This window comes from Agromyces sp. GQ35 (assembly GCF_059758475.1).
Window position 1 is genome coordinate 709,950 of the sequence record NZ_JCAXEO010000001.1, and the last position, 14,699, is coordinate 724,648.

Annotated in this window: 13 protein-coding genes; 8 read left to right on the forward strand and 5 right to left on the reverse strand. The window is 71.0% G+C overall.

Annotation, left to right across the window (positions count from 1 at the left end; translation table 11 throughout):
- Positions 1–45: 45 nt before the first annotated feature.
- Positions 46–621, reverse strand: a complete 576-nt coding sequence (locus tag AC6CH0_RS03275) for a TetR/AcrR family transcriptional regulator (RefSeq protein WP_498098261.1) — start codon at positions 619–621, stop codon at positions 46–48.
- A 72-nt stretch (positions 622–693) separates the two neighbouring features.
- Between AC6CH0_RS03275 and AC6CH0_RS03280 the strand changes: the two genes are divergently transcribed.
- Together AC6CH0_RS03280 and purF are read left to right on the forward strand one after the other, a co-directional pair.
- A complete protein-coding gene (locus AC6CH0_RS03280) occupies positions 694–2,004 on the forward strand; it encodes an MFS transporter (protein WP_498098262.1) in 1,311 nt (436 codons plus the stop codon).
- 145 nt (positions 2,005–2,149) lie between these two features.
- Complete coding sequence (purF, locus tag AC6CH0_RS03285) at positions 2,150–3,607, forward strand: amidophosphoribosyltransferase (RefSeq protein WP_498098263.1); 1,458 nt, start codon at positions 2,150–2,152, stop codon at positions 3,605–3,607.
- 61 nt (positions 3,608–3,668) lie between these two features.
- Here the strand turns inward: purF and AC6CH0_RS03290 are convergent, their stop codons facing one another.
- Positions 3,669–4,058 carry a hypothetical protein gene (locus AC6CH0_RS03290; protein ID WP_498098264.1) on the reverse strand — a complete coding sequence of 130 codons (390 nt, stop codon included), beginning with the start codon at positions 4,056–4,058 and terminating at the stop codon, positions 3,669–3,671.
- 98 nt (positions 4,059–4,156) lie between these two features.
- Positions 4,157–6,892 carry an HtaA domain-containing protein gene (locus AC6CH0_RS03295; protein WP_498098265.1) on the reverse strand — a complete coding sequence of 912 codons (2,736 nt, stop codon included), beginning with the start codon at positions 6,890–6,892 and terminating at the stop codon, positions 4,157–4,159.
- A gap of 210 nt (positions 6,893–7,102) precedes the next feature.
- Here AC6CH0_RS03295 and AC6CH0_RS03300 point away from each other — a divergent pair, with 210 nt between their 5' ends.
- Genes AC6CH0_RS03300 through AC6CH0_RS03310 form a run of 3 tightly spaced genes read left to right on the forward strand, consistent with a single transcriptional unit; the run spans position 7,103 to position 10,153 of the window.
- Positions 7,103–8,197, forward strand: a complete 1,095-nt coding sequence (locus tag AC6CH0_RS03300; RefSeq protein ID WP_498098266.1) for a heme/hemin ABC transporter substrate-binding protein — start codon at positions 7,103–7,105, stop codon at positions 8,195–8,197.
- The gene (locus AC6CH0_RS03305) at positions 8,190–9,323 is read left to right on the forward strand and encodes a FecCD family ABC transporter permease (protein WP_498098267.1); all 1,134 of its coding nucleotides are present in this window, start codon (positions 8,190–8,192) and stop codon (positions 9,321–9,323) included. Before AC6CH0_RS03300 ends, AC6CH0_RS03305 begins: the two co-directional genes overlap by 8 nt.
- Positions 9,320–10,153, forward strand: coding sequence for a heme ABC transporter ATP-binding protein (locus tag AC6CH0_RS03310; RefSeq protein WP_498098268.1), 834 nt, complete (start codon positions 9,320–9,322; stop codon positions 10,151–10,153). The genes AC6CH0_RS03305 and AC6CH0_RS03310 overlap by 4 nt, the downstream gene beginning before the upstream one ends.
- 29 nt (positions 10,154–10,182) lie before the next feature.
- Here AC6CH0_RS03310 and AC6CH0_RS03315 read toward each other — a convergent pair whose 3' ends face one another.
- Together AC6CH0_RS03315 and AC6CH0_RS03320 are read right to left on the reverse strand one after the other, a co-directional pair.
- Positions 10,183–10,566 (reverse strand): sterol carrier family protein, encoded by a 384-nt coding sequence (locus AC6CH0_RS03315; protein WP_498098269.1) that lies wholly within the window; start codon positions 10,564–10,566, stop codon positions 10,183–10,185.
- A gap of 34 nt (positions 10,567–10,600) precedes the next feature.
- Positions 10,601–11,209, reverse strand: coding sequence for a signal peptidase II (locus tag AC6CH0_RS03320; RefSeq protein WP_498098270.1), 609 nt, complete (start codon positions 11,207–11,209; stop codon positions 10,601–10,603).
- 88 nt (positions 11,210–11,297) lie between these two features.
- On the opposite strand from AC6CH0_RS03320, the gene purD reads away from it, so the two are divergent.
- The 3 genes from purD to AC6CH0_RS03335 all read left to right on the forward strand — a co-directional run bounded on the left by purD (position 11,298) and on the right by AC6CH0_RS03335 (position 14,689).
- A complete protein-coding gene (purD, locus tag AC6CH0_RS03325; RefSeq protein WP_498098271.1) occupies positions 11,298–12,641 on the forward strand; it encodes a phosphoribosylamine--glycine ligase in 1,344 nt (447 codons plus the stop codon).
- Positions 12,642–12,772: 131 nt separating this feature from the next.
- Entirely contained in the window at positions 12,773–13,723 is a 951-nt protein-coding gene (locus AC6CH0_RS03330; RefSeq protein WP_498098272.1) for a phosphoribosylaminoimidazolesuccinocarboxamide synthase, read from the forward strand.
- Positions 13,724–13,831: 108 nt separating this feature from the next.
- Positions 13,832–14,689: a VOC family protein gene (locus tag AC6CH0_RS03335; RefSeq protein WP_498101004.1), complete on the forward strand. Its 858-nt coding sequence runs from the start codon at positions 13,832–13,834 to the stop codon at positions 14,687–14,689.
- The last annotated feature ends 10 nt before the right edge of the window (positions 14,690–14,699 follow it).

The window sequence follows — 14,699 nt, forward strand, 5'->3', positions numbered from 1 at the left end:
TCCCGTGGAACCGAGCCCGAGCGCCCGGCGCCGCGCGCCGGCGGCTCAGGCGCCGAGCAGCGCGACGACCGTCGCCGCGACCACGCGGTCGGCGTCGCGTTCAGCGAGGCGACCGCCGCGCAGCTCGCCTGCCGCGGTGTGGAGCAGCGCGGTGACGCAGCTCGACAGCCACGCCGCGTCGAGTTCGGCGCGAATCACCCCGTCGCGCTGACCTCGCTCGATCAGCGCCTCGAAGCGCGCCATCGGCTGCGCGTGATGCGCGAGGATGCGCTCGTTCGAGAGCGATTCCTCAGCCGCGCCGAGCAGGCGGTGGAAGCGATCGACGATGCGCCACGAACGGTGCACCAGTCGTTCGACCGCGGCGAGCGCGTCGCCTGAGACGTCGACGGCGGCGAGTTCGGCCTCGGACCGTTCGATCGTGCGCACGAGCACCGTCTCGAGCAGCTCGTCACGGGATGAGAAGTGGCCGTAGACCGTGACGCGGCCGACTCCGGCGGCCTTCGCGACGTCGCCCATGCTCGCCTGCGGGTTCTCGGTGAAACAGCCGACGGCGGCTTCGAGGATCGACTCGCGATTGCGCACGGCATCGCTGCGGAGGGGTCGCGCCGAGGATTCGCTCACCACTTGACCTTATCTCAAACAGTGCTGTATGACTTAAAACCCGTACACGACTGTTCGAGATCGGATCCCACGATGCCCACGCCCTCTCACCCGCACGACACCCACGTCGAACCCGAGCCGCCTGCTCTGCCACAACAGCAGCAGCACGAGCACGTCGGCCACGGCGACTCCGGCGACTCCGGTTCGATCCGCGGCGGTCGCCTCGCCCTCACCGTGCTCGCGATCGCCCAGGCGATGCTCGTGCTCGACGTCACCGTCGTGAACGTCGCGCTGCCCATGCTCAGTCGCGAGCTCGCCCTGACGACGGCGATGGCCGGCTGGGCGATCGCCGCGTACGCCGTGCCGTTCGGCGGCCTGCTCATTCTCGGCGGCCGCATCGCCGATCTCTTCGGCACCCGCCGCACGCTGCTCATCGGGCTCGGCATCTTCACGATCGCCTCCCTCGCCGCAGGCCTCGCCACCGAATCGACCACCTTCCTCATCGCACGGGTTGCGCAAGGGGTCGGCGCCGCGCTCATGTCGCCCGCCGCGCTCGCCGCGCTGCTGCACCGATTCACCGGAGGCGCACGCCATCGCGCCCTCGCCGTCTGGGGCGCCGTCGGCGGCTCGGGCGCTGCCGTCGGCGTGCTCCTCGGCGGACTGCTCGCGGGGGGACCCGGATGGCGGTGGATCTTCTTCATCAACGTGCCGGTCGGTCTCGCGCTCGCCATCGCGCTGCCGCTCGTGCTCGGCGCAGCGGCAACGCCGAAGAGGTCAGCATGGCGCAGGCCGCTCGTGCGCCTCGGCCTGCTCACCTCCCGCCCGGTCGCGACGGGCTCCACGCTCATGTTCGTGGCGACCGCACTGCTCGTCGGCGGCTTCTTCCTCTTCTCATTCCAGCTGCAGGATGCCGCGGGCTGGTCGCCGATCGCGACGGGGCTGGCATTCCTGCCGATCTCCGTCTCGGTGATCGCCGGCTCGCACCTCGCCGGTCGCCTCGTCGGTCGTGTCGGGGCCCGACGGATCGCGCCGATCGCCCTGCTCATCGCAGCGGTCGGACTCGTCGCGACGACGGTCGCGATCGCCGGACTCGACAGCAGCGTGCTCGCCATCGCCGGAATGACGATCGCATCCGCCGGGCTCGGCGCGACGTTCGTCTGCGCGAGCACCACCGCCCTCTCTCACGTCGACCATGCGGAGGCGGGCACGGCATCCGGCGTGCTGAACTCCTTCCACGAGCTCGGTGCCGCGGTGGGTGTCACGGCTCTCGGCGCCATCGCAGCATCCGGAATCGGGTTCGGATTCGCGGCCGCGATCGTGCTCGCCGTGCTCGCCGCCGTGGTGGCCGCCATCGCGCTCCCGGCCGGCGTTCCGGCACCCGGGTCGGAACGACTCGTCCACTGATCAGGCTCACCCGGGTGCTGCGACGTCGCCGTCGCGGCACCCGTCGGCGCACCAGCCGACGCCCGGCGTTCCCGCATCCGAGGTATGGGAAGATTGTCTCGTCCTGCTCGGACGCTTCCCCCACCTTCGAGGAGCCATCGCTCGCATGTGCGGCATTGTCGGCATCGTCTCCACTGAACCGGCCAACCAGCAGATCTACGACAGCCTGCTGCTCCTGCAGCACCGCGGCCAGGATTCGACCGGCATCGCGACCGCCGACGGGCCCGTGTTCCACATGGCCAAGGCGCGCGGGCAGGTGCGCGAGGCGTTCCGCACCCGTGACATGCGCTCGCTCATCGGCAACATCGGGCTCGGGCACGTGCGGTACACGACCAAGGGCGCCGCCGAGCGCGAAGAAGAGGCGCAGCCGTTCTACGTGAACGCGCCCTACGGCATCATCCTCGTGCACAACGGCAACCTCACGAACACCCGCGAGCTCTCCGAAGACCTCTTCCGCATCGACCGTCGCCACGTCAACTCGACGAGCGACACCGAGATGCTGCTCAACGTGCTCGCCACCGAGCTCCAGGGCCAGATCACCGGGCTCGACCTCGATCCCGACCAGGTCTTCACGGCGGTCGAGCAGGTGCACGAGCGCGTCGAGGGTTCGTACGCCGTCATCGCGCTGATCGCCGGCTACGGACTCCTCGCGTTCCGCGACCCCTTCGGCATCCGCCCCCTCATCCTCGGCCGGCGCACCGCCGACAACGGCAGAGACGAATGGATCGTGGCATCCGAATCGCTCGTGCTCGAGTCGGGCGGCTACGAGATCGTGCGCGACGTACGCCCCGGAGAGGCGATCTTCATCGGGCTCGACGGCCAGATGATCTCGAAGCAGTGCGCGAAGAACACGCAGCTCGTGCCGTGCTCGTTCGAGTACGTCTATCTGGCACGCCCCGACTCGATCATGAACGGCATCTCGGTCTACGAAGCACGTCTGCGCATGGGCGACCGGCTCGCGACGACCATCGAGACCCATATGGACAAGGGTGACATCGACGTCGTCATGCCGATCCCCGACTCCTCACGCCCCGCGGCGATGCAGGTCGCGCAGAAGCTCGGCATCGAGTACCGCGAGGGCTTCTACAAGAACCGCTACGTCGGCCGCACGTTCATCATGCCCGGCCAGGCCGAGCGCAAGCGCTCGGTGCGCCAGAAGCTCAACGCCATGGGCACCGAGTTCAAGGGCAAGAACATCCTCATCGTCGACGACTCGATCGTGCGCGGCACGACCTCGAAGGAGATCGTCGAGATGGCCAGGGCCGCCGGGGCGAACAAGGTGACGTTCACCTCGGCCGCTCCCCCGGTGCGCTACCCGCACGTCTACGGCATCAACATGCCGAGTCGGCAGGAACTCATCGCCTACGACCGCAAGATCCCCGAGATCGCCTCCGAGCTGAACGCCGATCACATGATCTTCCAAGAGGTCGCCGACCTGCAGGCGGCGATCACCCAGGGCACGTCGATCGAGCAGCTCGACCTGTCGTGCTTCACGGGCGAGTACGTCACCGGCACGGTGAGCGAGGAGTACCTCGGCTGGGTGGAGCGCACGCAGCTCTCCTGAGTCGTCGCGCCTCCCGAGACGGATGCCGCGTGGCGGCATGGCTCTCCACAGAGGCGCGCCGCTACTGGTCGACGGGGTGGATCGTCTCGTGCTCGACGGTCACCGAGGCGGCACGACGCGAAGTCGCACGGTCGATGATGAGCGCGATGACCGCGCCGAGCGCGACGCCGACCGTGGCGCACGCGAGCAGCAGGAAGCCGAAGATCTGCCCCTTGTCGAACTCGTCGTTGTCGGGGAAGGCGACGGTGAGAATCAGCGCCACGACGACGCCGACGAACGCGCCCAGCAAGATGAACCGCGAGTAACGGGGGGCCCGGCGCACCGTCACGGTGTCACGAGCGACCTCGGTCTCGATCGGGTCGCGTGCGCCCTCGACGGCGCCCGCATCGCCGGGCACACCCGGTGCTGGGCGGCGGTCGACGGGTTCGGCGGCGTTCGAGGGATCGGTCACCCTTCCATTGTCCCGCACCCGTGCTGAATCGGCGACGGGAGGCTCACCCGGCGGGTGAGCCTCCCGTCTCTCGAGATTCCCCGGCGAGCCGGATCACCTCAGGCGGTGGCGCGGCGCTTCCGCAGAACCACGAACGCGATGATCGCCACGATCGCCAGCACCATCAGTACCGCAGCGAGCCAGATGAGCCAGTTCGCCGACCCGTCGGCCGCTGTGGTCTGCGCTTCGAGCTGCGTGGAGGCTGCGGGCTGCACCTCGGGCTTCGCGGCATCCGCCTTCGCTTCGATGCCGCAGTCGGCGGGGAGGGTGATCGAGAACGACACCGGGTCGAGCTCCTCGCCCGCGGTGTAGGTGCCGAAGGCGGCGGCCCCCTCCTCGGTGAAGACGGCCGGAGCCGCCGTCGCCACGAGCGCAGCTCCCTCACGCGAGAGCGCACCCGCGAGATCGAGCGTCGCGAACCGCACGGACTGCACGGTGACGGGCTGACCGTCTTGCGTCGTGCCGGTCACGTCGAGGCGCAGGTAGCCCTCGTCGCCGCCGGCGAGTTCGACCACGGGATTCGTGATCGTCGTGTCGAGCGCGCCATCATGGCCGGTGAACTTCACGGAGCCGGGGAACGTGACGAGCCCGCGGCCCGTGTTCCCTTCGATCGATCCGGTGCCGCTCGCGAACGAGAAGACGCCGTCGGACTCGCTCACGCCGGTGACCGTCCACTCGCCGTTGGCGATACCGCCCTCGAGGTACTGCAGGAACGACTCCTTGAAGCCCCAGTCGAGCGTCGCGGACGTGACGGCGCACATCCCGGCGGCGGTCGCGAGCGTGAAGCGGATGCCCTTCGCGATCGAGCCCTGGAAGGTGAGCGTGTGCTCGCCGGCTTCGAGGCCGGCGGGCAGGCTGCCCGTCCAGCTGACCACGCCGTTCGCGTCGGCGCCGAGGTCGCGCGCGAGCACCGTCGGCGTCGAGTAGACGACGACCATGATGCCGGTCTCGTCGGGCTGGAAACCATCGGCGGTCACCGTGACCGGCTTGCCCTCGATGAGCGCGGCGAGCGTCGCCGCATCGAGTTCGATGCCGGTCGTGGCGGGCGGGGTCGGCGGCACGACCGTGGGCGAAGCGGCACGTGCCGCGGATGCCACCGTTCCCGAGTTGCCGGCGGGTGCAGATCCTGGCGTGCCGACGACCGCGGTGAGCGGGTCGAGCAGCTTGCCGGCCGAGTAGTAGCCGTCGAAGGCGGTCGCACCGGCCGCGGTGAGTGTCACGGGCGCCCCCGCGAACCTCGTCGCCCCGCTCGCGATGGACTTCGATGCCGCTCCGAGATCGACGGTCGCGAAGTCGACCCGGGAACCGTCGACCGTGAGTTCGAGCACTCCGCTGGTCGCGGTGACCGCACGCAGGGTCGGGTTCGCGAAGGTCAGGTCGAGCAGCCCGCCGTGGCCGGTGAACCGCACCGATCCGGCGTAGCCGGCAGTACCGGTTCCCGTGATCGGACTGTACGTGCCTCCCGTCTGGCCGAACTGGAAGGCCCCGGCCGACTGCGTCGCGCCACCTCCGACCGAGATCGAGCCCTTCGCGGTCGTGCCGAGGATGTAGTCGCGGAAGTCGCCCGACACTCCCCATGAGAGGGAGCCGCTTGCGACCGGAGCACTCGTGCCCGGCGAGGTCGGCGGGGTCGTCGGCGGAGTGGTGGGCGGCGTCGTCGGCGGCGTGACCTCGTCGGCGAAGGAGATCGGCGTGTAGGTCTCGAACGCGGCGACCTTCGCTCCGCTGCCCGCGTAGGTGTACACGCCGTAGTTGCCGTCGGCGAGCGCCGTGTCGAACTCGCGCACCGTCAGTTCCACCTCGAACGAGCCGTCGGCGCCGACCGCGATCGCGCCGGCGGCGGCACCGCCGATGGCGGCGACATCCGCCGCATCGACGGCCCACCTCTGCGAGGCGGCCGCTCGTGCCGACGACGGCGCACCCGCGCTGGGCTTCCAGTTCTCGAGGAACGAGCCGAAGACCACGTAGGCACCGGCGAACCTGCCGGCGAGCGGCGGACGCACTCCGTCGGTCGCCGGCGCATCGGGAACGAACCCGACGCCGGAGACCGTGACGGTCTCACCCGAGGCGTTCAGCTTGCTCGTCTTCGAGACGGTCACGGTCGGCGTCACGGGCTCCGGCTCCGGCTGGGCGATGGCGATCGGCGCGAAGGCATCGAGCGAACGGTCGGTGACCGAGAGCCCGTGCGCAGCGGATGTCGCGACGACGTACTGCTTCGCCGGATCGAAGGAGCCTGCCGGCACCTTCATCGTCGTGGTGAAGGCGCCGTCGACCATCCTCGCCGCGGGCACCCATGCCATGCTCAGCCAGCCCTCCGCCACGAGCGGACCCTCGCCGTTCCAGATGCCAGCCTCACCGAGCAGCACATAGGCGCCGTTCGCAGCACCAGGGCCGACGTATCCGGCGCCGGACACCGTGAACGTGTGCTCGACGGCGGGATCGACGTCGGTCGCCGGGGTGACGCTCAGCACCGGCTCGGCAGCGGCGGCGACGGAGACGGGCGATTCGGTGGCCACGGGTGACTCGGCGACGACGGGCGCCACTTCCTGCGCTGCGTCCTCTGGCGCAGCCGCCGGCGCTTCGGCTTCCTGCGCCGCCTCTTCCGGTGTCACCGGATCCGCCACCGGTGCAGCGAGTTGCGGCGCAGACTCCTGCGAGACGGTCTCCGGCGCGAGTTCGTCGGCGAACGCCGGTGCGCCGGCGAGCGTCGAGCCACCGAGGGCGAGCAGCGCCGCGAGGGCGGCAGCGAGCCAGCGCCCTCCCGAGTGGGTGGATGTCGATGACGGTGTCTTCACGACGCGGTCCTCCAGGCAGGGCGAAGCAGCGGTGCGCGCAGTGCGCTCCGAGCGTCGCGAAGGGGTGATCAGGGATGGCCGAGTTAGGTAAGCCTCAGCTAAGAAGGACGCTAGAGTGATCACGCCGCGCTGTCAACTTTAAGGTAAGGCTAACCTCACTTGGCTCTCTCTCCGACTCACACTCCTGCTCACCGGCGCACTCCGCGCTCGATGATCGCCGCCCTTCTGGTCGTCGCCGCGATGCTCACGAGCGGCTGCGCCACCGCTGCATCCGGATCCGTCGCCGAGCCGCAGTGCCAAGCGAGCGCGGTGCCGTTCGCAGCACTTTCGATCGACGAGGCCCCGCGCACTGTCGAGGGCCCGTCGACCGCGTGCCTGGCCGACGCCGCGCTGCCGGTGATCTCGTCGGACGAGTCGCCGAAGCTGCCGACGACCGTCACCGACGACGAGGGCACCGAGGTCACGGTGACGGACGCCTCGCGGATCCTCGCCCTGGATGTCGCAGGGTCGCTCGCGGCCACGGTGTTCGGCCTCGGCCTCGGCGACCGCGTCGTCGGACGTGACAGCTCGACGGGGTTCGCCGAGGCATCCGCTCTGCCCGTGGTAACGCAGGGCGGGCACAACCTGACCGCCGAGGCGATCCTCGCCCTCGACCCGAGCATCGTGATCACCGACACGACGCTCGGTCCGCTCGACGTACTCGACCAGCTGCGCGACAGCGGCATCCCGGTGGTCATCACGACCTCGGAGCGCAGCCTCGACAACATCGACGAGCTCATCGGCCAGGTTGCGTCGGCGCTGGGCGTGCCCGAGCGCGGGCGGCGACTCGCCGAGCAGGTCGACGCCGAACTCGCCGGGGTGCTCGCCGACATCGAGTCCGCGATCCCCGAAGACCCGGCCGTTCGGCCGCGCATCGCGTTCCTCTACGTGCGCGGCTCGGCGAACGTGTACTACCTCTTCGGCGCCGAGTCCGGCGCCGACTCGCTCATCGAGTCGATCGGCGGCGTCGACATCGCGAGCGAGATCGGCTGGCAGGGCATGCGGCCCGTCACCGCGGAGGCACTCGTGGCGGCACAGCCCGACCTCGTGCTGCTCATGAGCGGCGGTCTCGACTCGGTGGGCGGCGTCGACGGACTCCTCGAGCGCGTGCCGGCGCTGGCCTCGACGCCCGCGGGAGTGCACCGCCGGTTCGTCGACATGGCCGACACCGAGATCCTGAGCTTCGGGCCCCGTGCGCCGCAGGTGGTCGAGGCGCTCGCCCGGGCGGTGTGGGCGCCGGCGCAGTCGGGTTTCCTCGATGAGTGAGTCCGGCATCGTCGCCGCCGCGCCGACCGCGGACGAGGTGCTGCCCGCGATCGGCGCCCGGCCAGGCCGGAGCGACCGGGGCGGAAACGGCGGCCTGCGCTCGAGACGCGCACTGCTCTTCGGCGGGCTCGCGCTCGCCCTCGCCGCGGGGGTGATCTTCTCGGCGGGCGCCGGCCAGCTGCCGGTCGCACCGCTCGAGGTCTGGAACTCGCTGCTGCGCGCGCTCGGCATCGGCGATGCACCCGAGGCGCTGCCGAACACGGACTCGGCGCTCTGGAACATCCGTTTCCCGCGCATCGCCATGGCCCTGCTGATCGGCGCGGCGCTCGCGATGGCCGGCACGGTCATGCAGGCGATCTTCGCGAACCCGCTCGCCGAGCCCGGCGTGGTGGGCGTCTCCGCGGGCGCCGCCCTCGGCGCCGCCGCGGCGATCGTGCTGGGCTGGACCGCCCTCGGCGACTGGGTGACCGCGAGCGCCGCCTTCATCGCCGGACTCGGGGCGACGCTCGTCGTCTACCTCGCGAGCCGGGCCGGCGGCCGCACCGAGATCGTGACGCTCGTGCTGACCGGCATCGCGATCAACGCCTTCGCCGGCGGTGCGCTCGCGTTCCTCACGTTCATCGGCGACACGGGTTCTCGTGAGGAGATCGTGTTCTGGCAGCTCGGTTCGCTGAACGGCGCACGCTGGCCCGAGGTCGCCGTCATGCTCCCGCTCGTCGTCGCCGCCGGCATCGCCGCGCTCGTGCTCGGCCGCACCCTCGACCTCTTCTCCCTCGGCGAACGTGGCGCGCGACACCTCGGCGTGCGGGTCGAGGCAGTGCGCATCATCGCGATCGTCGTCGTGGCCGTGCTCGTCTGCTCGGCTGTCGCCTTCGCGGGCATCATCGCCTTCGTCGGGCTCATCGTGCCCCACCTCATGCGCATGGTGATCGGCCCAGCGCATCGTCCGCTGCTCGTCGCGAGCGCGCTCGGCGGCGCGCTCCTGCTGCTGCTCGCCGACCTCGCCGCACGCACGATGGTGCCGATGGCGGACCTGCCGATCGGCATGCTCACCTCGCTCATCGGCGGGCCGTTCTTCTTCTGGTTGCTGCGCCGCACGCGCCGACGCTCGGGAGGCTGGGGATGAGCCGCCTGCAGCAGATCGACCGCTCCCGCGCGGGCGCACGCACGGCGACGGATGCCCGGGCGAACCTCGCCCTGACCGCCACCGGCCTCGCCGTCGAGATCGACGGCGTGCGGCTGCTCGACGAGGTCGACTTCACGGCGGTTCCCGGTCGCGTCCACGCGCTCATCGGACCGAACGGCGCCGGCAAGTCGACCCTGCTCGCGGCACTCGCGGGCGATCGCGCGCCGGCGGCCGGCGGCGTGCTGCTCGACGGCACCCCGATCGCGCGCCACTCGCCGAAGGTGCTCTCGCGGCTGCGTGCCGTGCTGACGCAGGAGCACACCGTCTCCTTCCCGTTCCCGGTTCGCGAGATCGTCGCGATGGGCCGGCACCCGTGGGCGGGCACGGATGCCGCGGACGACGACGACCTCGCGATCGACGCGGCACTGGCGGCCACGGATGTCACGCATCTCGCCGACCGCACCGTGCCGTCGCTCTCGGGCGGCGAGCGGGCCCGGGTCGCCTTCGCGCGCATCCTCGCCCAGTGCACACCGGTACTGCTCCTCGACGAGCCGACTGCGGCGCTCGACCTGAAGCACCAGGAGGACGTGCTGCGCCTCGCGCGCGCTCACGCCGCCGCGGGCGCGACCGTCGTGGTCGTGCTGCACGACCTGAATCTCGCGGGCGCCTACGCCGACGACGTCACGCTGCTGCGGCTCGGCCGTGTCGTCGCGACGGGTTCACCCGCCGACGTCCTCACGGCGGAACGCATCGAGGCGGTCTACGGGCAGCCCGTCGACGTCGTGCCGCACCCGCGCACCGGCGCCCCGCTCGTGCTCCCGGTGCGATGAGCCGCGGCGTCGACGAAGCGTCGGCCGGTTCAGCGAACGATCGGCAGCACCTCGGCGAGGTCGGCCCGCTGCCCGGAGGCGTGCACGCGACCACCGGCTCGGGCGTCGGCCCACGACAGCTCGCCCGTCGCGAGGGCGAGCCACGTCGTGACATCCGTTTCGACGACGTTCGGCGGTGTGCCCCGCGTGTGCTTCGGGCCCTCGATGCACTGCACCGCGCCGAACGGCGGCACGCGCACCTCGACGGTGCCTCCGGGCGCCTGCTCGGCGAGCAGCTGCAGCGAGTAGCGCACTGCGAGCGCGAGGGTCGATCGGTCGACGGATGTCGCGGCATCCGCCCCGTCGGCCGTGACCGACTGCACGAAGGTCATCGCCGCACGTCCGATGTCGTCGCCGATCCTCACGCGTGCCATGTCACCCATTCTCCCACCGGAGCGCGCCCCGCGCTCAGGCGTCGGCGGTGGTGCGCCCGCCCTTGACGGCGATGCCCATGAACGTCAGCACGAGGATCATCACCGCGCCCGCGAAGATCGCGATGTCGGCGACATTGCCGATGAAGAGGTCGCCGTAGCCGATGAAGTCGACGACGTGGCCGCGGCCGAAGCCCGGCTCCCGGAACAGGCGATCGCCGAGGTGGGTGATCGCGCCGCCGAGCAGCAGGCCGAGCGCGACGGTCCATGCCACGGAACCGACCCGCCACGCGAACCACGCGACGACGATCGCGCCGACTCCCGCGAGGACCGCGAAGATCCAGGTGAAGCCCGCGCCGATCGAGAAGGCGGCGCCCGGGTTGTACACGAGCACGAAGCGGATGAGGTCGCCGATGACCGGAACCGTGCGACCCTCGCCGAGTTCGGCCACAGCCCACCACTTGCTGCCCTGGTCGAGCAGCACGACGAGTGCTGCGATCGCGAGCACCCACCAGAAGAGGCGGCGCCGGCCGGTGCGGGGCTCGGGAGCGGACTCCGTGCGGTCTGCCACGGTGGCGTCGGACCCCGCGTCGTCGGTGCCGGGCAGGTCTCGCGCATCGTCGGCGCCGGGGCTCACTGAGGTCACCCGCACATTCTCGCAGCCCGCCCGCCTGCAGCGGCCGCCGACCTGACGCACGGCATCGCGCGGCGGCCCGACGGGGTAGCCTGAACCGGTGAGAATCCTGGTCCTCGGCTCGGGCGCGCGCGAGCACGCCATCATCCTCGCGCTCCTCGACGAGGAGGCGGGCCACGAGATCATCGCCGCTCCCGGCAATGCCGGCATCGCGGCATCCCACACCTCGTCGGCTCGTGGCAGCGTCACGACCATCGCCCTCGACGCCGCCGACCCCGGCCTCGTCACCGACTACGCACTCGACAACGACATCGAGTTCGTCGTCATCGGCCCCGAGGCGCCACTCGTCGCCGGTGTCGCCGACGCCCTGCGCACGCGCGGCATCGCGGTATTCGGTCCGGGTAGGGCGGCCGCAGCACTCGAGGGCTCGAAGACCTTCGCGAAGCGCATCATGGAGACGGCCGGAGTGCCGACCGGGCGCGCGAATCTCGCCAACACCATCGATGCGGTCGAGTCGACGCTCGACGAGTTCGGTGCCCCCTACGTCGTGAAGGCCGATGGCCTCGCCGCGGGCAAGGGGGTGCTCGTCACCGACGATCGCGCGGCCGCCGTCGCGCACGCCACCCACTACCTGCAGCAGGGCCCCGTGCTGATCGAGGAGTTCCTCGACGGCCAGGAGGTCTCGCTCTTCCTGCTCTCCGATGGCACGAACGTGCTGCCACTCTCGCCCGCGCAGGATTACAAGCGCCTGCGCGACGGCGATGCCGGCCCGAACACCGGCGGCATGGGCGCGTACTCGCCGCTGCCGTGGCTCGCCGACGCCGACGACGGGCGCGGCGGACGCTTCGGCAGCGAGCAGGCGTTCGTCGACGAGGTCATCGAGACGATCGCACTGCCCACGGTGCGCCAGCTCGCGGCCGAGCAGACCCCGTTCATCGGGCTCCTCTACGCGGGGCTCATCCTCACCTCTCGCGGCATTCGCGTCATCGAGTTCAACGCTCGCTTCGGCGACCCCGAGACGCAGGTCGTGCTCCCCCGCCTCGAGACGCCGCTGTCGGGCCTGCTCTACGCCGCCTCGACCGGCGGGCTCGGCTCGCTGCCGCGTCCGGTGTTCCGGGCGGATGCCGCGGTCACGGTCGTGCTCGCGAGCGAGGGGTATCCCGAGGCGCCCGAGACCGGTCGGGCGATCGAGGGCATCGAGGCTGCGGCATCCGTGCCCGGCGTGCACCTGGCCCATGCCGCGACCGCGATCGGCGCTGCGAGCGAGACCGGCACCGCGACGGACGACCTGCCCCTCATCGCCACGGGCGGTCGCGTGCTCAACGTGGTCGCCGTCGGCGACGGATTCGCCGAAGCGCGCCGCCGCGCGTACGAGGCCCTCTCGCACCTCAGCCTCGATGGCGGCCAGTACCGCACGGACATCGCGGCGCGCGTCACCGAGTAGCGCGCGCTGCGCCCACCGCCCACGCACGCCCGAGTACCCGATGCGCGCGCAGTCGATTCGCGCGAGCATCGTCGGCCCTCGTGCGCACATCGGGTACTCCGGCGCCAGCGAGACGCTCGTAAGCTGGCAGGGTGAGCGAATCGCAGGAGCACCCAGGCTGGACCCACGTCTACTCGGGCAAGGTGCGCGACCTCTACGTGCCCACCGCGCTGCTCGTCGATGACGACAGCTGGACGGGCGACCCGCTGAGCCTCTCGCCGGTCGTGCTCGTCGTGGCGACCGACCGAGTGAGCGCCTACGATCAGGTGCTCTCGCCCGCCATCCCCGGCAAGGGCGCGATGCTCACGAGCCTCACGCGCTGGTGGTTCGACCAGCTGCCCGAGGTGCCGAACCACTTGGCGCAGCCGCTCGACGACCGGTTGCAGGCGCTCGACCTGCCTCCGGTGCCGGCGGAGCTCGCCGAGCGCGGCACGCTCTGCCACACGCTCGACATGTTCCCGATCGAATGCGTCGTGCGCGGCTTCATCACGGGCGGCGGCTGGAAGGAGTACCAGCAGACGGGCGCGATCGGCGGCATCCCGTTGCCCGAGGGGCTCTCGAACGGCGACCGGCTGCCTGAGCCGATCTACACGCCGGCATGGAAGGCTCCCGTGGGCGAGCACGACGTGAACGTGTCGTACGAGCGCACCGTCGAGCTGGTCGGCGAGGTCGCGGCGGCGCAGCTGCGCGAGCTCTCGCTCGAGATCTTCACGCGGGCGTCGGAGATCGCCGAGACGCGCGGGCTCGTGCTCGCCGACACCAAGTTCGAGTTCGGCGCCGACCGCGCGACGGGCATCGTGACGCTCGCCGACGAGGTGCTGACGTCGGATTCTTCGCGGTACTGGGACGCAGAGGCCTACGCGACCGCGACAACGCCCGAGCTGCGCATGGCGAGCTTCGACAAGCAGATCGTGCGCGACTGGCTCGCGACGAACTGGGATCAGGATGTCTCGGAGCAGCCTCCGACCCTTCCGCACGAGATCGTCGAGCAGACGGCGGCGCGCTACCGCGAGCTGCTCGAGCGCTTGACGCTCGGCGCTTGACGCTCGGCGCCTGACGGAATACGAGCGCCGCGGCATCCGTTATCATTAGTTGTGATTACAACTAACGGTCAGCCCGCCGGCGCGGGCCTGCTCGCCGCCGACACCGGCATGGGTGCCGTGACGCTGCGCGTCGGCGACCTCGACGCCATGATCCGCTACTACCGCGACGGCGTCACGCTCGACCTGCTGAGCCACGACGGCCCCGTCGCCGTGATGGGGCGGGGCGCGACGCCGATCGTCATCCTCGAGCACGCGCCCGAGCTGAAGCACGCCGGGCCGCGCAGCGCCGGGCTCTTCCACACGGCAATCCTCTTCGACACGCGCGAGGCGCTCGCGACCGCGATCGCCTCGGTCGCCTCGAAGCACCCCGGCACCTTCACCGGCAGCGCCGACCATCTCGTGAGCGAGGCGTTCTACTTCACCGACCCCGAGGGCAACGGCGTCGAGCTCTACTTCGACCGCGACCGCTCGCAGTGGAGCTGGACCCACGGCTCCATCGAGATGGCGACGATCTTCCTCGACCCGAACGAGTACCTGCGCGACCACCTCACTGAGCGCGCAGCGGATGCCGCGGCATCCGTCACCGCCACGGCCACCGACCGCCTCGGCGACGCCGTGGTCGGCCACGTGCACCTCTCGGTGGGCGATGTCGCGAGCGCCCGCGAGTTCTACGTCGACCGGCTGGGGTTCGAGACGACGGCGAGCATGGGCGACCAGGCCCTCTTCGTCTCGGCGGGCGGCTACCACCACCACATGGCGATGAACACGTGGAACAGCCGGGGCGCCGGCCGTCGCGGCCTCGCGCTCGGACTGGGCAAGGTCGAGATCGTCGTGCCGAGCACCGACGACCTCGGCGCACTCGGCGAGCGCATGGCGCACTTCCGCGTCGCGACCCGCGATGACGGGCGCACGCTCGCGTTCGACGACCCGTGGGCGAACCTCGTCGAGGTGCGCACCGCGCACTGAGCGAGCACCA